At 71.6% G+C, this 20541-nt stretch carries 18 protein-coding genes and 1 pseudogene; 13 read left to right on the top strand and 6 right to left on the bottom strand.

The annotated features are described in order from the left end of the window. Positions 1-547 precede the first annotated feature (547 nt). The 6 genes from KHP12_RS34995 to KHP12_RS34970 all read left to right on the top strand — a co-directional run bounded on the left by KHP12_RS34995 (position 548) and on the right by KHP12_RS34970 (position 7833). Positions 548-1207 (top strand): HNH endonuclease family protein, encoded by a 660-nt coding sequence (locus tag KHP12_RS34995; RefSeq protein ID WP_164430563.1) that lies wholly within the window; start codon positions 548-550, stop codon positions 1205-1207. Between the two features lie 141 nt (positions 1208-1348). Further along, complete coding sequence (locus tag KHP12_RS34990; RefSeq protein WP_211834065.1) at positions 1349-3064, top strand: alkaline phosphatase D family protein; 1716 nt, start codon at positions 1349-1351, stop codon at positions 3062-3064. 456 nt (positions 3065-3520) lie between these two features. Continuing rightward, positions 3521-5503, top strand: a complete 1983-nt coding sequence (locus tag KHP12_RS34985) for an FAD/NAD(P)-binding protein (protein WP_211834064.1) — start codon at positions 3521-3523, stop codon at positions 5501-5503. A gap of 140 nt (positions 5504-5643) precedes the next feature. Then, positions 5644-6123, top strand: a complete 480-nt coding sequence (locus KHP12_RS34980; protein WP_086885837.1) for a DoxX family protein — start codon at positions 5644-5646, stop codon at positions 6121-6123. 237 nt (positions 6124-6360) lie between these two features. After that, positions 6361-7050, top strand: a complete 690-nt coding sequence (locus tag KHP12_RS34975; RefSeq protein ID WP_086885836.1) for a DedA family protein — start codon at positions 6361-6363, stop codon at positions 7048-7050. An 84-nt stretch (positions 7051-7134) separates the two neighbouring features. Further along, positions 7135-7833, top strand: coding sequence for a lytic transglycosylase domain-containing protein (locus KHP12_RS34970; RefSeq protein ID WP_086885835.1), 699 nt, complete (start codon positions 7135-7137; stop codon positions 7831-7833). Here KHP12_RS34970 and KHP12_RS34965 read toward each other — a convergent pair. Together KHP12_RS34965 and KHP12_RS34960 are read right to left on the bottom strand one after the other, a co-directional pair. After that, positions 7817-8599, bottom strand: coding sequence for an alpha/beta fold hydrolase (locus tag KHP12_RS34965; RefSeq protein ID WP_086885834.1), 783 nt, complete (start codon positions 8597-8599; stop codon positions 7817-7819). The two genes, KHP12_RS34970 and KHP12_RS34965, sit on opposite strands and share 17 nt — an antisense overlap. Before the next feature lie 168 nt (positions 8600-8767). After that, positions 8768-10996, bottom strand: a complete 2229-nt coding sequence (locus KHP12_RS34960) for a pectate lyase-like domain-containing protein (protein ID WP_246648779.1) — start codon at positions 10994-10996, stop codon at positions 8768-8770. Positions 10997-11288: 292 nt separating this feature from the next. Here KHP12_RS34960 and KHP12_RS34955 point away from each other — a divergent pair, with 292 nt between their 5' ends. From KHP12_RS34955 to KHP12_RS34945, 3 genes are all read left to right on the top strand, one after another. After that, complete coding sequence (locus KHP12_RS34955; RefSeq protein ID WP_086885833.1) at positions 11289-12302, top strand: MASE1 domain-containing protein; 1014 nt, start codon at positions 11289-11291, stop codon at positions 12300-12302. A gap of 118 nt (positions 12303-12420) precedes the next feature. Next, positions 12421-13101 carry a histidine phosphatase family protein gene (locus KHP12_RS34950; RefSeq protein ID WP_086885832.1) on the top strand — a complete coding sequence of 227 codons (681 nt, stop codon included), beginning with the start codon at positions 12421-12423 and terminating at the stop codon, positions 13099-13101. A gap of 295 nt (positions 13102-13396) precedes the next feature. Beyond that, positions 13397-13972, top strand: coding sequence for a helix-turn-helix domain-containing protein (locus KHP12_RS34945; protein ID WP_211834063.1), 576 nt, complete (start codon positions 13397-13399; stop codon positions 13970-13972). 44 nt (positions 13973-14016) lie between these two features. On the opposite strand, the gene KHP12_RS34940 is transcribed toward KHP12_RS34945, so the two are convergent. Next, the gene (locus KHP12_RS34940; RefSeq protein WP_086885446.1) at positions 14017-14622 is read right to left on the bottom strand and encodes a ClpP family protease; all 606 of its coding nucleotides are present in this window, start codon (positions 14620-14622) and stop codon (positions 14017-14019) included. Position 14623: 1 nt separating this feature from the next. Next, positions 14624-15277, bottom strand: a complete 654-nt coding sequence (locus KHP12_RS34935) for a ClpP family protease (protein ID WP_086885445.1) — start codon at positions 15275-15277, stop codon at positions 14624-14626. A gap of 312 nt (positions 15278-15589) precedes the next feature. On the opposite strand from KHP12_RS34935, the gene KHP12_RS34930 reads away from it, so the two are divergent. Then, positions 15590-16237, top strand: a complete 648-nt coding sequence (locus KHP12_RS34930; RefSeq protein ID WP_244203338.1) for a restriction endonuclease — start codon at positions 15590-15592, stop codon at positions 16235-16237. 134 nt (positions 16238-16371) lie between these two features. Then, a complete protein-coding gene (locus tag KHP12_RS34925; RefSeq protein ID WP_086885443.1) occupies positions 16372-17796 on the top strand; it encodes an FAD-binding oxidoreductase in 1425 nt (474 codons plus the stop codon). 54 nt (positions 17797-17850) lie between these two features. On the opposite strand, the gene KHP12_RS34920 is transcribed toward KHP12_RS34925, so the two are convergent. Next, positions 17851-18579 (bottom strand): SDR family oxidoreductase, encoded by a 729-nt coding sequence (locus KHP12_RS34920; protein ID WP_086885442.1) that lies wholly within the window; start codon positions 18577-18579, stop codon positions 17851-17853. 190 nt (positions 18580-18769) lie between these two features. Between KHP12_RS34920 and KHP12_RS34915 the strand changes: the two genes are divergently transcribed. Further along, complete coding sequence (locus KHP12_RS34915) at positions 18770-19246, top strand: RrF2 family transcriptional regulator (protein WP_086885447.1); 477 nt, start codon at positions 18770-18772, stop codon at positions 19244-19246. 104 nt (positions 19247-19350) lie between these two features. Here the strand turns inward: KHP12_RS34915 and KHP12_RS34910 are convergent, their stop codons facing one another. Further along, positions 19351-20019 (bottom strand): nitroreductase, encoded by a 669-nt coding sequence (locus KHP12_RS34910; protein ID WP_211834061.1) that lies wholly within the window; start codon positions 20017-20019, stop codon positions 19351-19353. A 104-nt stretch (positions 20020-20123) separates the two neighbouring features. Here KHP12_RS34910 and KHP12_RS34905 point away from each other — a divergent pair. Further along, positions 20124-20499 (top strand): annotated as a pseudogene (locus KHP12_RS34905) (hypothetical protein). The last annotated feature ends 42 nt before the right edge of the window (positions 20500-20541 follow it).

The following is a 20541-nucleotide window of genomic DNA, read 5'->3' as shown; positions in this document are numbered from 1 at the left end:
CGCAACCCCACCAGGGCCCGAGGGCGCAACCCCACCAGGGCCCGAGGGCGCAGCCCCACCGTGATCCGGGGGCGCAACCCCACCCGGGGCCCGAGGGCGGAGCCCCGTCGGGGGCTGGGGGCGGGGCCCCACCAGGGCCCGGGGCGGAGCCCCACCAGGGCCCGGGGCGGAGCCCCGGTTTCGGGAAGGGGCGGGGTGGGGAACGACCCGCAGGCCGCCCGGAGCGCCGTCGCCGCTCGTGCGCCCGGCTCACGGGCGGCTTGTGTGCGCGTCGAAGCGGCGGAGCCGTGGGCGCCGCCCCGGGCGCGGCGCTGACCGGCGGCAACGCCAACGCCCCGGGCACGGGCGCGCGCGATACGCGGCCGTATCGCGAACGCACCACGGCCGCGCCGGGGCGGATACGTGGTATCAACTGCCGCCCGGAACCCCTTGCGTTGACATGACCGCGTCGTCACTCTGTTACCTGGCGCCCACCCCACAGCAACCCGGCGCCGCGACCATGGCCGGGCATCAGGGGCCAACAACCCCCCACCTCAAGGGAGTTCGCATGTCGGACACGTCCTCTCGTCGTCGCGTCTACGCGCGTCGCGCATCCGTCTTCGGCGGGTTCGTCGCCCTGCTGGGCACGCTCGTGTTGAGCGGGCCCGCCGCCGAGGCTTCCCCGCCCACCCCGCCCAGCGCCGCCACCGCCCGCACCCAGCTGGCCTCGCTGACCGTCAAGGCCGAGGGCTCGTCCGACGGTTACAGCCGCGACAAGTTCCCGCACTGGATCACCCAGAGCGGCGCCTGCAACACCCGCGAGGAAGTCCTCAAGCGCGACGGCAAGAACGTCCAGACCGACTCCAGCTGCGCCGCCACCAGCGGCACCTGGTACTCCGAGTACGACGGCGAGACCTGGTCCGCCTCCGGCGACGTGGACATCGACCACGTCGTGCCGCTCTCCGAGGCGTGGAAGTCCGGCGCCAACAGCTGGACCACCGCCCAGCGCCAGGCGTTCGCCAACGACCTGACCCACTCCCAGCTCATCGCCGTGACGGACAACGTCAACCAGTCCAAGGGCGACCAGGACCCCGCCGAGTGGCTGCCGCCCCGGAGCGCCTACCACTGCATGTACGCCCGCATGTGGGTCTCGGTGAAGTACACCTACAAGCTCACCCTCGACTCGGCCGAGAAGTCCGCGCTCAGCGGCATCCTCAACGGCTGCTGAGACACCGCGCCGAGACACCGCGCTGAGACACCCTGAGACACCGCTCCATCCGGCGCACCGCCGGAGGAACCGCCGCACCTCCTCCGTCGTTCCGTACCGTACGCATGACGAGCACATCGAAGAACGACGGAGGAGGTCCGGATGGCCGGGCTGCGCCTGGGACCACTGCTGCGCCATGTCGACTGGGAGACCGGTACCGGCGCGACCGTCTGGGTCGAGGCCGACCGGCCCTGTGAGGCCGAGGTGCGGTGCGCCGACGGTGCGGGCGGCACCGCCCCCACCTGGCAGATCGCCGGCCACCACTACGCCCTGATCCCGGTCACCGGGCTGCGCCCGGGCGCCGAGACCGCCTACCGGGTGCTGCTCGACGGTGAGCAGGTCTGGCCGCTGCCCGACTCTCCCTTCCCCGACAGCACCATCCGCACCCCCGCCCCGGGGACGGACGCGCCCGTGCGCGTGGCCTTCGGCTCCTGCCGGTGGGCCGCGCCGCCCTCCGACGCCTCGCACGATCCCGTAGGGCCCGACGCGCTCGACACCCTCGCGCAGGCGCTCGCCCGCGCCCCGGAGGCCCCGCGCCCCGATGTGCTGGTGCTGCTGGGCGACCAGGTGTACGCGGACGAGACCTCCGCCGAGACCCGGCGCTGGCTGGCCGGGCGCCGCGATCTGAGCGAGCCGCCGGGTGAGCAGGTGGCGGACTACGAGGAGTACACCCGGCTCTACTACGAGTCCTGGCTGGACCCCGAGGTGCGGTGGCTGCTCTCCACCGTCCCCAGCTGCATGATCTTCGACGACCACGATGTCATCGACGACTGGAACACCAGCGAGGCATGGCAGCGCCGGATGCGCGCCACCCCGTGGTGGCGGGAGCGGATACTGAGCGGGCTGATGTCCTACTGGGTCCATCAGCACCTGGGCAACCTCTCCCCCGCCGAACTGGCCGCCGACCCGCTCTACGCGGAGGTGCGCGCGGCGGAGGACGGCACCGAGGCGCTGCGGGAGTTCGCCGCCCGCGCCGACGCCGATCCGGGGTACACCCGCTGGAGCTACCGCCGCGACTTCGGCCGCACCCGGCTGCTGATGGTCGACACCCGCGCGGCGCGGGTGCTCGAGGAAGGCCGGCGGGCGATGCTGACCGACAAGGAGTTCGCCTGGGTGCGTGAGCAGGCCATGGACGGGGTGGGCGGCGCCCCCGGCTTCCCCGCCGACCCGGAGGAGCCCGGGACCTCCGGCGCTTACGACCATCTGCTGCTCGGCACCTCGCTGCCCTGGCTGCTGCCGCACTTCGTGCATGACGTGGAGGCGTGGAACGCCTCGGTGTGCGGCGGCAGACGCGGTGGGCGCTGGGCGCGGATCGCCGAGGACCTGCGGCAGCGCGGCGACCTGGAGCACTGGGCCGCGTTCCCCGAGTCCTTCGACGCGCTCACCGACACCATCGCCGCGGTGGGCGGCGCGCCGGGGGCGCCCGCCACGATCAGCGTGCTCTCCGGCGATGTGCACCACGCCTATGTGGCCACCCCGGACTGGTCGCGGTGGCCGTCCCGGCCACCCCGCAGCCAGGTGCGCCAGTTGACCTGCTCCCCGGTCCACAACAGCATCTACGCCTCGATACGGCTCGGCTTCCGCTTCGGCTGGAGCGCGGCGGGCCGCGCCCTGGGCCGGGCGTTCCGGCGCCATGGGCGGGTGCCGCACCCCCGCTTGAGCTGGCACAAGACGGGTGGGCCCTGGTTCGGCAACCAGCTGATGACGCTGACCCTCCGGGGCCGTAGCGCGCATCTGCGGCTGGACCAGGCGCAGTCGGACCCCGCGGGCGGCGGCGCCCGGCTGGTGACGGCGCTGGAGACGGACTGGACGGGCTAACGGGTGCCCGACGGATCGTGACGCCTTGCGGCAGGGCCACGAAGGCGGAGCCGCATAGCGGTGCTTCCCCCTCCCCGCCCCTTCCCGAAACTGGGGCTCCGCCCCAGCCCCCGCTCCTCAAACGCCGGAGGGGCTGGAAGACGGGGCTCCGCCCCAGACCCCGGGGTCCAGGGGCGAAGCCCCTGGTAGCGGGAAGGGGCGGGGAGAGGAAAGATCCGCCCCCGTGAGCGCCGTCCCTTGGGCACCGTTCCGCGCCGTACCGCACGTGATGGCGCCGTACGCCACATGATGGCGCCGTACGCCACACGATGACGCCGTACGTCACGTGTTGGCGCCGTACGTCCGTGATACAGGCCACAACGGACCGGTACGTGCCGGAGACCGGGGAGATTCGTGTGGCGCGGGCGGCATGATGGGCGCGCCCCCTGCGTCACATCTGCCCCGGGAGACACTGCCTTGGCCGGAGACCCCCACGCGATAGCCGTCGTCGGCGCCGGGCCGCGCGGCACCAGCGTGCTGGAGCGCCTGTGCGCCTCGGCCCCGGAGCTGGCGCCCGGAACCCCGCTGACCGTGCACATGGTGGACCCCTCCCCGCCCGGCGCGGGACGGGTCTGGCGCACCGCCCAGCCGGACGAGTTGCTGATGAACACCGTGGCCTCGCAGGTCACCCTGTTCACCGACGCGAGCGTCGAATGCGGCGGACCGGTGCGGACCGGGCCGAGCCTGTACGAATGGGTCAGCGCGCGCGGACTGGCGCCCGGCCTCGGCCCGGACGACTACCCCAGCCGCGCGCTCTACGGCCGCTATCTGGAGTGGGTGTTCGGCGAGGTGGTGCGGGGCGCGCCGGACACCGTGACCGTCCGGACACACCGGGCCCGCGCCGTACGGCTGGAGGAACGGGCCGACGGCACGCAGGCGCTGACGCTGGATGACGGGAGCCGGCTGGAGGAGCTGCGCGCGGTCGTCCTGGCGCAGGGCCATTTGCCGACGGCCACCGACGCCACGGAGCGGCGGTACGCGGCCCACGCGGAGCGGCACGGGCTGCGCTACTACCCGCCTGCCAACCCCGCCGATGTCGACTTGTCGCTCATCGCGCCGGGCGAGTCGGTGCTGCTGCGCGGCCTCGGCCTCAACTTCTTCGACCACATGGCGCTGCTGACGGCGGGCCGGGGCGGCACGTTCGTCCCGAACGCGCGCGGCGGTCTGGACTACCGGCCCTCGGGGCTCGAGCCACGGCTGTACGCGGGGTCGCGGCGCGGCATCCCCTACCACGCGCGGGGCGACAACGCGAAGGGGCCGTGCGGCCGCCACACCCCGCTGCTGCTGACCCCCGATGTGCTCGGCCACTTCCGCGAGCGCGCGGACGCCGGCGATCCGCCGGACTTCCTCACCGAGATATGGCCACTTGTGGCCAAGGAGGCCGAGACGGTCTACTACGAGACGCTGCTGGCCCTCCGCGCCCCCGACACCCACGCCCCGGCCGCTCCGGAAGCCCCGGAGACCCCTGCGCCCGGCTCCGGACCCCCCGCCCCGTTCACCCCAGCACGCTTCAGGCGTCACTTTTTGGCCACCGAGCACGGCAGCCCCGAAGAGGCCGCCGTGCTCGCGGAGTACGGCATTCCGGAGGCGCGGCGCTGGTCCTGGGAAGCGGTGGCCGAGCCGCACCGCGGACGCCGGTTCACGGGGCGTGACGACTTCCGGCGGTGGCTGCTGGCCTACGCCCACCAGGACGCGGCGCACGCGCGGCTGGGCAATGTCGAGGGCCCGGTCAAGGCCGCACTCGACGTGCTGCGCGACCTCCGCAACGAGGTGCGTCTGATCGTCGACCACGGCGGGCTGACGGGGGCGTCCCGCCGCGCCCATCTGGACCGCTGGTACACCCCGCTCAACGCCTTCCTCTCGATCGGCCCACCGCGCCGCCGGATCGAGGAGATGGCCGCGCTGATCGAGGCGGGGGTCCTGGACGTCCTCGGCCCGCGGCTTGAAGTGACCTTGGAAAGTCCAGACCAAGGGGCCGAGAAGGCCGGTTTCGCCGCCCGGTCGGCCGAGGTGCCGGGCCCGCCGGTGGCGGCCACGACCCTGATCGAGGCCCGGCTGCCGGAGCCGGATGTGCGCCGGACCGCCGATGAGTTGCTGATCCATCTGCTGGAGACCGGGCAGTGCCGACCGCACCGGGTGGAGGACTACGAGACCGGCGGCATCGATGTCACCACCACCCCCTACCGGCTGGTGGACGCCCAGGGCCGCCCGCATCCACGGCGGTTCGCCCTCGGGGTGCCGACCGAGGGGGTCCACTGGGTGACGGCCGCGGGCGCGCGGCCGGGCGTGAACTCCGTCACCCTCTGCGACACGGACGCGATAGCACGAGCGGTGCTGCGCGTGACGGCCGCGCCGGAACCGCGTCAGGAAGGTGCCCCGATGTGCGCCGTGGGGCTCTGAGGAGCGGGTTCGGGCCGTAAGGGAAAGGGCTTCCGGGGCACCCGGATTGGCAGGAACTTGAACTTGCAACAAAAGATGAGGGGAACCTAACCTGGCGTTCCGCTGTTTCCCCGTCCCCAGGAGCAAGGAGCTCCCCTCCCATGTCTTCTTCCCCCACCCCCCGCGCCCTCGGCGAGGCGCTCGACAACGCCAAGCCGTATGTCCTCTCCCTCTTCCGCATCGTGGTCGGGCTGCTGTTCTTCTGCCACGGCGCCTCGTCGCTGCTCGGCTGGTTCGGCGGCATGATGGGCACCGGCAAGACCGTCGAGGCCGGCACCTGGCCCGGCTGGTACGCGGCCGTCATCCAGCTCGTCGGCGGCGCGCTGGTGATGCTCGGCGTCGGCAGCCGCAGCGCGGCCTTCATCTCCTCCGGCTCGATGGCCTACGCGTACTTCCACGAGCACCAGCCCGAGAAGCTGTGGCCCATTCAGAACGGCGGCGAGCCCGCCGCGATGTTCTGCTGGGCCCTGCTGCTGATCGTCTTCACCGGCCCCGGGCCCTGGGCGCTGGACCGGATATTCGGCTCGGCCCGCGCGAGCGAGACGGCGCCGGAAGCGCGGCGCGAGCCGTCCCGGGTCTGAGGGAACGGTGGCCGGACGTCACCCCGTCCGGCCACCGGTTCCACGCATTGGACATCACGTCACCCATCACGCCATGCGGGGTCGAACGCCCCGCATGGCGTGATTCGAACAACATCATCACACCCCTTACCGTTATCCTCTTCAGTCACAGGCGTACGCTGTATGGCTGTTACAGGCTGACGCCTGCCGCTTCCCGGCGACATGCGCAGCGGGGGGACCGGGATCGGGAGTAGAACGTTGTTGGAACATTTGGGGTCGCTGACCAACACCCCATGGATCTACGCGGTGATCGGGGCATCCGTACTGCTCGATGTCTTCCTGCCCGTTCTGCCCAGCGGAGTTCTGGTCATCACCGCCGCCACCGCGGCCGCCGGCACCACCGTTGACGCCGTCGGCGTGGTGCGCCAGGCCGGCGCGGCCGACTTCCCCGCCATGTTCGGGCTGGTGCTGTGCGCGGCGACCGCCTCCGTCCTCGGGGACATGGTGGCCTACCGGCTGGCCTGGCGCGGCAGCGACCGGCTCGACCGCGCCATCGCCCGCTCCCGCCGACTCACCTCCGCCCAGGAGAAGCTGGGCACCGCGCTGGTGCGCGGCGGCGGCCCGCTCGTGGTGATAGCCCGCTTCGCGCCCGCGGGACGCTCGGTCGTCAGCCTGAGCGCGGGCGCGGCCCACCGGAGGGTGAAGGAATTCCTGCCGTGGTCGGCGGTGGCCGGGCTCGCCTGGGCGGCGTACAGCGTGGCCCTCGGCTATGTCGGCGGCCAGTGGCTCGGCGCCACCTGGCTCGGCACGGCGGTCTCGGTGCTCGCGCTGTTCGCGGCGGGCGCCGGTGCGGCGTATGTGATGAAGCGCCCGGGTGAGCGTGAGACGGGTCCGCTCCCCGCGGGTCCGGCGGGACAGCCGCTGCCCGGCGTCCACCAGGCGCGGTAGGGCCGTGTCGGCGACCGATTACGGATCGGCCCGCGATTGCCGCTACGGTCCCTGCATGCGTACCCCCATCGTGCCGGTTCCGGCATGCTGACCCGCGCCGCCGGGATGGCCGCCGCGTTCCTCGCCGGCCTCGCCCTGGTCGTCGCCGCGGTCCTGGTCGTACGGCATCTCACCGAGCCCTCGGAGCCCGAGCTGCCGGTGATCCCCGATGCCAGGCGCCCCGTCGTGGAGGCGGCGGTCCGCACCTGCTCCCCGCTGAGCGTGCCGCTGCTGGCCGCCCAGATCGACGCGGAGAGCGGCTGGCGCCGGGACGCGGACTCCGGGCACGCCCAGGGCATTTCGCAGTTCTCCCCGGTCACCTGGAAGGAGTGGGGCCAGGACGGCGACGGCGACGGCAAGGCCGATGTCTGGGAGCCCCGCGACGCCATCCCCTCACAGGCCCGCTACATGTGCCATCTGTACGACGTGGTCAAGGTGGTCCCGGGCGGCAAGACCGGGCTCGGCGCGACCCGGCTCGCGCTCGCGGCGTACAACGCGGGGCCCAACGCGGTGCTCCGGGCGCGCGGCATCCCGAAGATCCTCGAGACTCGGGAGTATGTCGACAAGATCTTGAACGAGCTGCTGCCCAAGTACCGGAAGAGCGAGAAGAAGTACCAGGAGAGCGAGGCGAAGCACACCAGCAGTGCCTCCGCCTCACCCTCCACACCGGCCTCCCCCTCGCCCTCCGGCGATCCGTCCGGGCCCGCCTCCGGCTCCTCACCGGCGGCTACGCGTCGGCCGTGATGAAGTCCTCCACGGCCCGTACGAGTTCCTGCGGTGTCTCGTCGGCGGGGTAGTGCCCGGCGTACTCCAGCTCCACCAGCTCGGCGTTGACGTACCAGCGCAGCCAGGTCTGCCGCATCACCTCCGCCGTGAGCGCGGGGTCGTGGGCGCCGACCACGATCCGGACCGGCACCTGGGCACCGGCGATGTCCTCGTGGAAGTCCTCCAGCGCCCAGGAGTCCAGCCATGCGCGCAGTGCCTTGGGGTCGCTGTGCTCCACCGAGTGCCGCACCATCAGATCCAGCCAGGCGGCCGGGTGGCGGCCGCCGGTGGTGCGGTCGATGATCTCCCGGCGGTTCTCCGGGCGGTCGGCGGCGCCCGCGAACAGCTGCCACTGCTCGCCCTCCATCGGCACCCCGCTGGCCGGCACCGGCGCGACCCCGACCAGCCGGCGGACCCGGTCCGGGGCGGCCGCCAGGACGCGCTGGACGACGGCCGCGCCCATCGAGTGGCCGATGAGCGAGAACCGCTCCCAGCCGAGGTGATCGGCGAGCGCGAGCAGATCGCCCCCGGCCTCGCCGGTGGTGTAAGCGCCGGGTATGTCGCGCGCCTCGCCGTAGCCGCGCAGATCGGGCAGCACATAGGTGAACCCGCGACGGTCGACGTGCGGCAGCATCGCGGCGTACGCGGCCCGGTCCGAGAACCAGCCGTGCACCGCCATCACATGGTGCGGCCCGTCGCCGACGGTTTCGTACGGTGGAACGAGGGGTGGAACGATCGGTCCCATGGCGCCTCCGGTCCCAGTCGAATACGGGCGCGCGGCGCGTGCCCGTGGGGGACAACGGTGACGTCTCCCGCTTCGGGTGGGCAAGCCCGATGCGCATATGCGTGCCCGCGATACGCCCCGGGAAGGGGCCGTATCGCGGGCACGGGGTCGTCCGTGTGGCGGAGGGTGCTACGGATAGTTCACGAGGTTCGCCACATTGTTGGCGGAATTGGACGGCCCGCCCGTGTTGTTGATGACATGGCTGATGGTGCCGGTGCCGCCGAGCGAGACGGTGACCATGTGGTGGAAGCGGACGCCCGGGGTGTCGGGGACCTCGAAGGAGCGGGCCGCGACAACACCGGGATTCACGTTGAAGTAGCAGTAGCTGCCAAGACCCCATGCCTCATGGCTGGTGACGTTCGGCCCCACCTTGTAGGCGGCGTAGCCCTGGGTGTTCCCGTTCATCCAGGCGCCCTGGTTGGGCGGGTCGTAGGGCATTTCGTTCTGGTAGAAGTACGTCCGGCCGCCGTTGCCGTTCCAGATCGTCTGGTACTGCTGATAGTGCTCGACGAACAGGCCGTACATGGTGACGTCGTCACCATTGACGATCAGGCCGTTGGCGGCGGTGTTGGTGTTCCAGCCGACGCCGTCACCGTGGTCGGCCCGCCAGATCCACAGATGGTCGCCGATCACGTTCGAGCTGTTGACCACCAGGCTCTTGGACGCCTTGCCGACCCCGGCCCCGCCGACCCGGAAGAACACATCGTGCAGGGACGTCGGATTCGCCGCGTGCTTCGCGACGGCCCCGCTCGGGCCCACCTCCATCAGCGTCCCGGAGTTCACCGGACCCGCGTCGAAGAGCAGCCCCGCCACCTTGACCCCGTCCACGTCGGCGACCGACATCGCGGTCACGCCGTTGTCGGGGACGAGGGTGGCGAGCCCGAGGCCGAGGACGACCGTGTCGGGCCGGGTCACCTTCAGCGTCTCGCCGAGGTGGTAGACGCCCGGGGTGAAGAGCAGGTGCTTGCCCTGGGCGAGCGCGGCGTTGATGGCCGACGCGGAGACCCCGGGCTTGGCGATGAAGAACTGGTCGAGGGGCAGCGACGACCCCGCCGGAGCGCCACCGGCCCAGGTGGTGCCCTGCGAGTTCGACCGCGTCGCGGGCACGAAGACCCTGTACGCGCCCGCCTGGTCCACGTAGAGGAAGGGCTTCTCCCGGACCGTCGGGGTCTGGTTCACCACCGTGAAGGGCGGATTGGGGAAGTTCCCCGAGGGCGCGTTGACGGCCCCCACGAACACCATGTTCCAGTTGGATCCGGACCAGCTTCCCCACTGGGTGTTGCGGGAGAGCCACTGCTGCTGCGAGCCGGAGCGCACCTGGCCGTCGATCTTCGTGTCCGCCATGAATCCACCGCTGGACCAGCCGCCGTCATCGAGCTGGAGCGAACCGCGGACATGCATCCGGCGGTACGGCGCGGCCTGGGAGACCGCCCAGCGGTCGGTGCCCGAGGTGGGGGTCACGGACAGGTTCTCCGCGCCGCGCCAGAAGTTCTGGGTGGCGTTCCCCTGGAACCAGTCGGCCTCGGCGTGCACCGCGCCGTTGATGGTCACATCGTCCGGTGACATCCCCAGGCCGAGCACCTGCGTGTAGAAGCCCACATTGACGTCGGCGCTGTAGGTGCCCGGCTTGAAGAGCACCGCATAGCGGTTGGAGCCGAACTGGTTCCGCTCCTGCTGCTGGAAGATGGAGTTCAGTCGGCTCTGAATGGTCGACGCGGGCATCGTCGGGTCGAAGACGGCCACGTTCGGGCCGAGGTCGGGGCCGCCCGGATTGCCGGGGACCTCGGCCACCTGGAAGGACTGGGCCGCGGTGCCGTTGCAGGCGTACTGCTGGAGCTGCGTCCCGTCCTGAGTGGAGGCGCTGGGCACGTCGAGGCACTTGCCGCTGTGCCGGTTGACGAAGTGATACGCCCCGCCGCCCTCGTCCACGGCCTGCCACTGCTGGTTGTCGCCGCCGCCGTAGGTCCACAGCTGGACGGCGGCGCCGTCGGCGGTGGACACGTCCGTCACGTCCCACGCCTGGGCGGCGTCGTTGCGGTTGTCGACGCGGACGTAGCCGTCACCCGTGGGCTCGAACTTCCACAGCTGGGCGGCGGAGTTGTTGCACGCGTACTGCTGGACGGCGGTGCCGTTCACCGTCGCGGCGCCGCGCGCGTCCACGCACTTGCCGCTGCCCTTGTTGACGGCGGTGGCCCAGCCCGTCGGCAGCGCGGCGGCCTTGGCGCTCGCCCCGGGGGCCGTCGCCAGGGCGCCGCAGAGGGCGGCGAGCAGGGAGAAGACGGCCAGGAGCGCGGTTCTTCGGGGCTTGGGGGCTCTTGGGGGCCTGGGGCGTTTCGCGGATCGTGCCGGACTTCGCATCACGGAAGCCTCTCCTCGTGGGGTGGGGGGAAGAGCGCCCCGGTGCGGTCACAGGGCGGCCGCCGCGCGTGCCAACTGTCCCTCGTTACCGGCTGGTTGGTTGGTCTGTACCGCGGCTTTGAGGACGGTATGACCATGGGATTCCAGTGTCAATACGAGCCTTAAGCCAAGCCGTGAAATTGTGTCCAGGTGAGTCGTACGGGAACTGTGAGGGGCCCTCTGTGCTGCGTACGGGCGAGCCCGGCCCCGGTGGCCGCGTGTCAGCCGCACCGTCCGGGGCGCCCGTAGTCTCATGGCGGCTGTGGCGCGCGATACGGGGATCCGGCGGAACAGCGGCCTCCGGCACCACGGTGCCACCGCGCTGCGACTCGCGGCCGTCGCCGCCCTCTACTACGCGGGCGCCAGGATCGGACTGCTCCAGGAGCTGGTGCGCGGTCAGGTCACCCCGCTGTGGCCGCCGACCGGAATCGCCCTGGCCTGTCTGCTGACGCTGGGCCCGATGGCCTGGCCGGGCATCGCCCTCGGCGCCGTCGCGGTCAACGCCCCCATCGGCCCGTCGCCCCCGGCGGTCCTCGCGATCGCGGCGGGCAACACCCTGGCCCCGGTCTGCTCGTATCTGCTGCTGCGGCGCGTGGGCTTCCGGACCGCCGTGGACCGGCTGTGGGACGCGCTGGGCCTGGTCTTCCTCGGCGCCCTGGCGGGCATGCTGATCAGCGCCACGGTGGGCACCGCCGCGCTTCTGCTGTCGGGCGCGCTCGCGGCGGGTGACTTCTGGACCGCCTGGTCGGTGTGGTGGACGGGCGACGCGATGGGCGTCCTGGTGATCACCCCCGTACTGCTGGTGCTCCGCCGCGCCCGGCTCCCGCGCGGCGTCGGCCCGTACCGCCTGCTGGAGGCGGTGGCCCTGCTGCTGGGCACGGCGGCCGTCACGCTGGTGGCCACGCGGACGGAGGTCAGCCTGCTCTTCCTGGTCTTCCCGTTCCTGATCTGGGCCGCCCTGCGCTTCCAGCTCGCGGGCGCCGCCCCGTGCTCGCTCATCGTCACGGTCCTCGCGATCGCCTCGACGGCGGAGGGCACCGGTCCGTTCTCCGACCACTCGCTCACGGCCCGGATGGTCACCCTCCAGGCGTTCAACGGCTCGACGGCGCTGACGGCCCTACTGCTGTCCGCGGTCATCACCGAACGCAACGCCACCCGCCGCCAGATCGAACGCGTCTGCGCCCAGCTGGCCGACGTGGTCTTCCGTCTGACCCCGGACGAGCCCCGTCCGCCCGAGGGCGACCGGAGATCCCCGGACAGGCGATAGCGGGCCGTACCGCGGCGCCTCCGGGACAGGCGGGACACCGCCGGAACGGGCGGGACACCACCGGAACCTGCCGCCCTCACCGGCCATCCCTTCCAGCGACTCTCGACGGACAGGGACCATGACCGCGACCCACACGCCCCACACGCCCCACACAACCCACCCGACCGGCACACCCCACGCCACCCGCTATCTCTATCTGACCCGCCACGGCGAGGCCACGCCGGACGAAGGCGCGCTCACGCCCACCGGCCGCCGCCAGGCCACGCTGCTCGGCGAGCGGCTCCGGGGCGTTCCGCTGTCGGCGATCCACCACGGCCCGCTGCCCCGCGCGGCCGAGACCGCCCGGCTGATCGGCGACCAACTCGACGGCGTACCGGCCCATGCCTGCGAACCGGCCGGGGACTATGTGCCGTACACGCCCCGGCGGGACGAACTGCCCGCCGATTCCGCCGACTTCCTGCTCGAATTCGTTCACCGCTTTCCCCCCGAGGAACGCGCCCGCGGCCCGCAGCTGGCCCGTGCCGCCGAGGAGCGCTTCACGGGTCCGGTGGACGGGCCCGAGGACCGCCATGAGCTGGTCGTGACGCACAACTTCCTCATCGGCTGGCTGGTCCGGGCCGTGCTCGACGCCCCGAAGTGGCGCTGGCTCGGCCTCAACCAGTGCAACGCGGCGCTGACCGTCATCCGCTGTCCCCCGCCCGGCCGGCCGCCCTCGGTGCTCTTCTCCAACGACATGGCGCACCTGCCCGCGCCACTGCGCTGGACCGGCTATCCGCCGGAGCTGCGGATCACCTCCTGACCCGGGCACGACCCCCCGTGGCCCCGGGCGGTCAAACGGTCTTTCCGCCGGGGGCCGGACCCGCGCTGTTGGGCCCGGCCCCCGCCGTGTCCGAGTTACGCAAGCAGCCCAGCAAGCGTGAATAAGGACAGCCATACGCTAGGGCCCGGCACTGACAACGGGGCTTCTCGCCGGGGATGCGCGGGGTGTGCGCGGCCCGTTCACGCCATCCGCCCCATGCCGAACGCCTGAGCGATTCGCCAAGGGCAGAACATTGTCCCCTTCCCGTCGGGCGCGACGCTCCTACCCTGAGGGGGTGAGCAGCCACGCGTCGAACCGAGCCCGCGTCATTCCCCTGCGTCCGGCCACCGCGGACCCGGCACCCCGGGCGGGAGCCACCGCCGGGGCCGGAGCCCCCGCGGCCGCCCCCGCCCCGGCGACCCCCGCCGTTCCGGCCGCCCCGGGTGCTCCCGGCGGACCGGAGCAGCCCGGCCGGGGGCCGGTGAAGGAGCCCTTGTGGCGGGATGTCGTCGGTGGCGTGCTGCGGCGCGAGCGCCTCGCCCAGCAGCGCACGCTCAAGGACGTGGCCGAGGCGGCGCGGATCTCGATGCCGTACCTCTCCGAGCTCGAACGGGGCCGCAAGGAGGCGTCGTCCGAGGTCCTCGCGGCCGCCGCCCGCGCACTCGGCCTGGGCCTGGCCGACCTCCTCGCGATGGCCCAGGGCGAGCTGATCCGGCTCGTCTCCGGCCCGCGGCGGCGCGACGGCGCGGCGATGTCGGTCACGTCCCTCACGTCCGTCACCTCCGCCACGTCCGTCGCGGACCGCGCGGCCCGGGGGACCCTGGGGGTCCGGAACGCGGGGCGGCAGGGCGACGTACGCCTGGCCGCCTGAAGCACCGCCCGCCCCCTGGCCCCGAGCCCTCAAAAAGCCCGCCCTCAAAAAGCCCGGGCCATCCGCCGGCTCAGCACCTCGTCGGCGAGCCCGTACGCCACCGCCTCCTCCGCCGTGAAGACCTTGTCGCGGTCCATATCGGCGCGGAGCGTGGCGGTGTCGTGGGGCGTATGGCGGCCGAGCACCTCCTCGACCTGCGAGCGGATCCGGAGCATCTCCTTGGCCTGGAGGCTGAGGTCAGAGACCGTCCCCTGCTGACCACCGCTCACCGGCTGCCCCAGCAGCACCCGGGAGTGCTCCAGCACGAACCGCCGCCCGGGGTCTCCCCCGGCCAGCAGCACCGCCGCGGTCGAGGCCGCCTGCCCCACGCAGAACGTCGAGATGGGCGCGGACACGAACGTCATCGTGTCGTAGATGGCCATCAGCGAGGTGAACGAGCCGCCGGGTGAGTTGATGTAAATCGCGACCTCCTGCTCCGGGCTCGACGACTCGAGGTGGAGCAGCTGCGCGATAACGACGTTGGCCACGCCGTCGTCGATCTCCGTACCGAGGAAGATGATCCGCTCGGACAGCAGCCTGCTGTAGATGTCGTAGGCCCGCTCCCCCTGCGTGGTGCGTTCGACGACCGTCGGAATCGTGTACTGCCCCATGTCAGATCCCCATCCTGCGCCGCGTACCGGCGGGCCGTACGTCCGCGAGCGACTCCACGACCCGGTCGACCATTCCGTACTCCTTCGCCTGCTCCGGTGTGAACCACCGGTCGCGGTCACCGTCGCGCGAAATGGTCTCCACGCTCTGTCCGGTGTGCTCCGCCGTGATCCGCTCGATCGACCGCTTCATGAATTCCAGATTCTCGGCCTGAATAGCGATATCGGCCGTGCTCCCCCCGATACCGGCGGACGGCTGATGCATCATGATGCGGGAATTCGGCAGTGCGTAGCGCTTTCCCGTCGTGCCGACGGTGAGCAGAAACTGCCCCATGCTCGCGGCGAATCCCATGACGAGCGTGGAGACGTCGTTCGGAATCAGCCGCATCGTGTCGTAGATCGCCAGCCCCGCCGTCACCGAACCGCCCGGGCTGTTGACGTAGAGGCTGATGTCCGACCGCGGATCCTCGGCCGAGAGCAGCAGCATCTGCGCACACACCCGGTTCGCGGACACCTCGTCCACCTGTGTGCCGAGAAAGACGATGCGCTGGGTCAGCAGCTGCGCGGCCAGATGATCGTCGAACCGCGTGGGTGCCGTATCCCCCTCCGCGGCTCGCGGATTCATTGCCGGCTCCCAGCCGGTGGCGAATGTTCCCATCGGACCTCCCTGTGAATACCGCGACCCACACCGCCGCGGTCCTTTCACCATCGCCTCAATTCACCTGCTGCGTAAGGAATCTCGGCCCGCAGCAGATTCGCCCGCGGCAGACCCCGCCGCCGCGCGAGGGGCGGTCTTGCGGGGGCGTCCCGCCGCTCCCGACACTGCGGGAGGGGCGGGAAACGAGCCGACAGGGGGGCGCAAACAATGACTGTGCGAGGGCGACAGCGACGGCCACGGCCACGACGACGTAAAGCGGCATTACGGCGGGCGAAGGCGCGGCTGCGCCGCACGGCCTGGAGCGGCGGCGCGGTGGCGGCCCTCGCGCTGGCCCTGGCCTGGAAGACCGTATGGCCGTACGTCGTCGGGGTGGTCCTCATCGGTCTGCTCGGCGCCATCGGCTGGTGGCTGCGGACGACGCATCTGCGCACCGTCGCGCAACACCGGGCCTGGCGGACCGAGCAGGAGAACGCGGCGCGTGAGCGGTCCATGGCCGAGGTGGACGCCATGACCTGGCAGCGGTTCGAACATTACGTCGCGGAGCTGTGCCGCCGGGACGGCTGCACCCAGGTCGTCGTCTCCGGGAGGTCGGGCGACCTGGGCGCGGACGTCATCGGCCGCATGCCGGACGGGCGCCTGCTGGTGATCCAGTGCAAGCACTACGCGCCCCATCGCACCGTGCCGAGCGGCGATATGCAGAAGTTCCTCGGCACCGCGAAGGCCGAACACGGCGCGGACGTCGCGGTGTTCGTCGCCACCTGCGCCTTCACACGGGAGGCGGAGAAGCTCGCGATGAAACACGACATCCTCGCCCTGCACCGGAACCTCCTCGGCGCCTGGGTGCGGGGCGCCACCCTGGAGTCCCTGCTCCCCCTCAACGGCACGGGCAACGGCACGGGCAATGGCACAGGCAACGGCACAGGCAACACGGGCAATGGCCGCACCGGCCGTAGGCGCTGAGCGCCGTTCTCGGCGCGCCCCGGGCCGGGCCGCTCCTTACGATGGGAGTGGGGGATGACGATCGGGTCGGCAGGGGGAGGCGCGACGTCCGGCCCTGGGAAGGCGTCCGGCCCTCACTCCGGAAAGTGGACCCCATGGCACCCGGTGACATCAGCGGTATCAACGGCACAGCCCTTACCGACCTCGCCGACCTTGCTGTCCTCGGCGATCAGCTGGTCGGTGAGGTGATCACGCCGAGCGACGGCGCGCGCTATGACGAGGCCCGTGGGATCTTCAACGCGATGATCGACCGGCGCCCGGCCGCCATCGCGCGGTGCGAGAACGAGGAGGACGTCGTCCGCGCGATCCGCTTCGCCCGCGATCACGACCTGCCGATCGCGGTCCGCGGCGGGGGACACAGCGTGGCCGGGATGTCGCTCGTCGACGGCGGTCTCGTCATCGACCTGCGCGGGATGAACACGGTGACGGTCGACCCCGATGCCCGTACGGCGCGGGTCGGCGGTGGGGCGATCATGAGCGAGCTCGACCGGGGGACGCAGGCTCACGGTCTGGCGACGACCGGGGGCCGGGTCTCCACCACCGGGGTCGGCGGCTTCGTACTGGGCGGTGGCGCGGGCTGGCTGGACCGCGCCTTCGGGCTGGCCTGCGACAACCTCCTGGCCGTGGACCTCGTCACGGCGCAGGGCGAGCGGTTGCACATCGACGAGGAGGAGCACCCCGACCTCTTCTGGGCCCTCCACGGCGGAGGCGGCAATTTCGGCGTGGCCACCACCTTCACCCTCCGCCTGCATCCGCTCACCGCCATGACGGCGATGCTGCTGCTCTGGCGCCCCGAAGCGGGCCCCACCGTGGTGCGCGCCTACCGTGACTTCCTGGAATCCGCGCCGGACCGGATCGGCGGAGGGCTGCTCTACTGCACCGGCCCGCCCGAGGAGTTCGTCCCCGAGGACATGGTCGGGACCCTCGTCTGCGCCGTGCTCATCACGTACATCGGCCACGAGGAGCAGGCCCGCGACCTCGCCGCTCCCCTGCTGCGTCTCGGTCCCGACGCGGAGATGATCAACGAGCTGCCCTACGCGGACCTCCAGTGCCTGCTCGACGACCCGCCCGGCTACCGGAACTACTGGTCGGCGGAGTACCTCGACTCCTTCCCCGACCAGGCCGTGGACCGCTTCTGCCGCCGCGCCTCCGACATGATCGTCCCCTCCCCCTCCCAGCATGTGCTGTTCCCGCAGGGTGGGGCGGTGACCGAGGGGCCCTCCGAATATCCGCTGCCGTGGCGCGCGTCGTCGTGGATCGTGCACCCCTTCGGCCTGTGGGACGACCCGGCCGACGATGCCCGCGCCCGGCAATGGGCCCATGACACCCGCGCCGACGTCCGGCCGTGGTCCCATGGCGCGGTCTACCTCAACTTCATCGGCAGGGAGGGCCGGGACCGGGTCGTCGCGGGATTCGGCGCCGAGAACTACCGCCGGCTGGCCGCTGTGAAGGCCCAGTACGACCCGGACAACGTCTTCCGGCTCAACCACAACATCGAGCCCCGCCCGCCGGGGCCGTGAGGCCGGGGCGGGCCGGGGCTCGGCTCTCCACGCGGCCCGACGAGGCCGCGCGCGTCAGGAGAGCCAGTCGACGTAGCGGGTGGGGGCCAGCTGAGCACCCGTGTCCGTGAGGACGTCACCCTGGACGACGGCGAACATCCCGGCGTCCGGGTCGGTGACGACGGCGCGGGGGTCGCCCTTATGCGCCAGGGTGATCCGGCCCAACTCGTCCAGCGGGAAGACCTCGGGCCCGGCGACGTTGCGAATGCCCCCCAGCGGGGCGCCCGCGGCGGCCTCCGTCACCGCCGCGGCCACGTCCTTGGCGGCGATCGGCTGGATCGGCGTGGCGGGCAGCCGGACGGTGTCGCCGTCGGCGGTCCAGGACAGTACGGCGTCCATGAACTCCATGAACTGCGTTGCCCGGACGATCGAGTACGGGATCGGCCCGGCCGCGAGGATCTCCTCCTGGAGCGCCTTGGCCCGGTAGTAGTCCAGCTCCGGCACCTGGTCCACACCGACGATCGAGAGGATCACGAAGTGGCCGACGCCGCCCTTCCGGGCCGCGGCCAGCAGGTTGTCCATCGAGGTCTTGAAGAAGGCCGGGGAGGCTTCGTCGAAGGTCGGGGAGTTCGTCAGGTTGACGACGACGTCGGCTCCCGCGACCGCCTCGTCCAGCCCCTGCCCGCTGATGATGTCGACGCCGGTGGAGAGCGCGTGCGGTACCGCCTCGTGCCCGGCGGCGTTCAGATTCTTGACGACCTGGGACCCGATCAGCCCGGTACCGCCGATGACCGCGAACTTCATGACATTCCTTTCGTCGGGGTGGTGCGCATATGGCCGCGCCGTCCATCAAACTCGGACACATCTTGTCCGAGACAATACTCGGACACAAGTTGTCCGAGTAAGCGCACTCATCAGCACACTCATCAGTGGACTCATCAGTGGACTGATCGGCGGGCCGATCAGCGGGCTGATTAGAGTGGGACGGGTGAAGATGTCCGGCGGAGTCGAGTGGGCCCTGCACTGCTGCGTCGTGCTCACATCCGTCGAGGAGCCCGTCCCCGCGACCAAGCTGGCGGAACTGCACGACGTCTCGGCGAGCTACCTGGCCAAACAGCTACAGGCGCTCTCCCGGGCCGGGCTCATCCGCTCGGTCCAGGGCAAGGCGGGCGGCTACACCCTCACCCGCGAGCCCGCCTCGATCACCGTGCTCGACGTGGTCGAGGCGGTCGACGGCCCCAGCCCGGCGTTCACCTGCACGGAGATCCGCCAGCGGGGCCCGCTGGCCACTCCGGCCGAGGCTTGCACCACCCCGTGCCCGATCGCCCGCGTGATGGGCGGCGGGGACGCGGCCTGGCGGGAGGCGCTGCGCACGGTCTCGATCGCCGACCTGGCCCAGGACGTCGCCTCCACCTCAGGCCCCACCGCGCTGGCCCGCGTCGGCGCATGGCTGACCACACCGCAGACCTGAGACCCGTCAGCAGACCTGAGGCCGTCAAGCGGACCTGAGGCCGTCAGCAGGCCCGAGGCCACCAGCAGGCCCGAGGCCGTGAAGCAAGCCTGACACCTGGTTTGTCAGCGGCCGTCGACGAACCTGACCGTCTCACCGAGCGGCGCCCGCCCCGTACGGGGGTGGTTCACGGCGACGTCCTCGTACCCGATCGACATACCGCAGAACAGCATGAGCCCCTCCGGCGGTGACACGATCTCCGCGACGGTCTTGTGGTACTTCGCCCACGCCATCTGCGTACAGCTGTGCAGCCCCTCGGCGCGGAGCAGCACCATGACGGTCTGGAGAAACATGCCGACGTCGGACCACCGAGGTCCGCCCAGGTCGCGGTCGATGTAGCAGAACAGGGCGGCGGGCGCGCCGAAACACTGCCAGTTCGCGGAGGCGGCCCGCTGGCGCGCCTCCAGGTCCTCGCGCGGAATGCCGAGCGCACCGTAGCGCTGCTCACCGAAGGCGGCTCGGCGCTCGCGGTACGGGGATTTCAGCGCGGACGGGTACTGCTCGTACTCCGGCTCGTCCCAGGCGTCACCCGAGGCCAGCCGCTCACCGGCGCGCTTCTTGAGCTCGGCCAGCGGCCCGCCGGTCAGCACATAGGCGTGCCACGGCTGGAGGTTCGACGCGGACGGCGCCCAAGCGGCCGCGGACAGCACCCGCTCCAGCACCTCCCGCGGGACCTGCCGGTCGGTGAACCCGCGCACCGCCCGTCGGCTCGTGACGGCCTCGTAGACGTCCAAGATCGCCCATCTCCCCTCGACTCAAGACTTCGATGCGATTGCGACAGTATCATTCGATACCATCTTACTCTGAACCATCACCGAGTACTCTTGGGAGAAAGTCCGTGGTCACGCTGTTGCACATCGACTCGTCCGTACTTCCGGGCGAGGCGTCCGCGTCCCGTTCGGTCGCTGCCGCCTTCCGTACGTCATGGGAGGAGCAGCACCCGGAGGGCACGGTGATCTACCGCGACGCCGCGGCGGCTCCTACGCGCAGGGCACCCCGCGCGAGGGCTTCGATTTCGTACAGAACTACCTGGAGGCCGCCCTCCACCGCACCCTCGGCCTGGACGTCGACTTCATCGTCCCGGAGAGCTCACCATGGCCCCGCGCAACCCGGCCATGTCCGAGCTGATCCCCCTGTACGAGGCCTCCCGCAAGCGCGCCTTCGAGGACGCGACCACGAAGGCGAAGGAGCTCGCGGAGCGACTGGCGGCGTAGCGCCTGGGCCAACACCTGGCCGCGCACCCCTCAGGCAATGGA

It is taken from the genome of Streptomyces asiaticus (genome assembly GCF_018138715.1).
GTDB classification, from domain to species: Bacteria; Actinomycetota; Actinomycetes; order Streptomycetales; family Streptomycetaceae; genus Streptomyces; species Streptomyces asiaticus.
This window is presented reverse-complemented; position numbering and strand designations above follow the sequence as displayed.

Excerpts from the sequence above, each read along its gene's own strand:
- KHP12_RS34990 (WP_211834065.1), top strand. The coding sequence starts at position 1,349 with ATGGCCGGGCTGCGCCTGGGACCACTGCTGCGCCATGTCGACTGGGAG.
- KHP12_RS34970 (WP_086885835.1), top strand. The coding sequence starts at position 7,135 with ATGCTGACCCGCGCCGCCGGGATGGCCGCCGCGTTCCTCGCCGGCCTC.
- KHP12_RS34955 (WP_086885833.1), top strand. The coding sequence starts at position 11,289 with ATGGCGGCTGTGGCGCGCGATACGGGGATCCGGCGGAACAGCGGCCTC.
- KHP12_RS34995 (WP_164430563.1), top strand. The coding sequence starts at position 548 with ATGTCGGACACGTCCTCTCGTCGTCGCGTCTACGCGCGTCGCGCATCC.
- KHP12_RS34980 (WP_086885837.1), top strand. The coding sequence starts at position 5,644 with ATGTCTTCTTCCCCCACCCCCCGCGCCCTCGGCGAGGCGCTCGACAAC.
- KHP12_RS34960 (WP_246648779.1), bottom strand. The coding sequence starts at position 10,996 with ATGCGAAGTCCGGCACGATCCGCGAAACGCCCCAGGCCCCCAAGAGCC.
- KHP12_RS34915 (WP_086885447.1), top strand. The coding sequence starts at position 18,770 with ATGTCCGGCGGAGTCGAGTGGGCCCTGCACTGCTGCGTCGTGCTCACA.
- KHP12_RS34920 (WP_086885442.1), bottom strand. The coding sequence starts at position 18,579 with ATGAAGTTCGCGGTCATCGGCGGTACCGGGCTGATCGGGTCCCAGGTC.
- KHP12_RS34950 (WP_086885832.1), top strand. The coding sequence starts at position 12,421 with ATGACCGCGACCCACACGCCCCACACGCCCCACACAACCCACCCGACC.
- KHP12_RS34935 (WP_086885445.1), bottom strand. The coding sequence starts at position 15,277 with ATGGGAACATTCGCCACCGGCTGGGAGCCGGCAATGAATCCGCGAGCC.
- KHP12_RS34940 (WP_086885446.1), bottom strand. The coding sequence starts at position 14,622 with ATGGGGCAGTACACGATTCCGACGGTCGTCGAACGCACCACGCAGGGG.
- KHP12_RS34925 (WP_086885443.1), top strand. The coding sequence starts at position 16,372 with ATGGCACCCGGTGACATCAGCGGTATCAACGGCACAGCCCTTACCGAC.
- KHP12_RS34965 (WP_086885834.1), bottom strand. The coding sequence starts at position 8,599 with ATGGGACCGATCGTTCCACCCCTCGTTCCACCGTACGAAACCGTCGGC.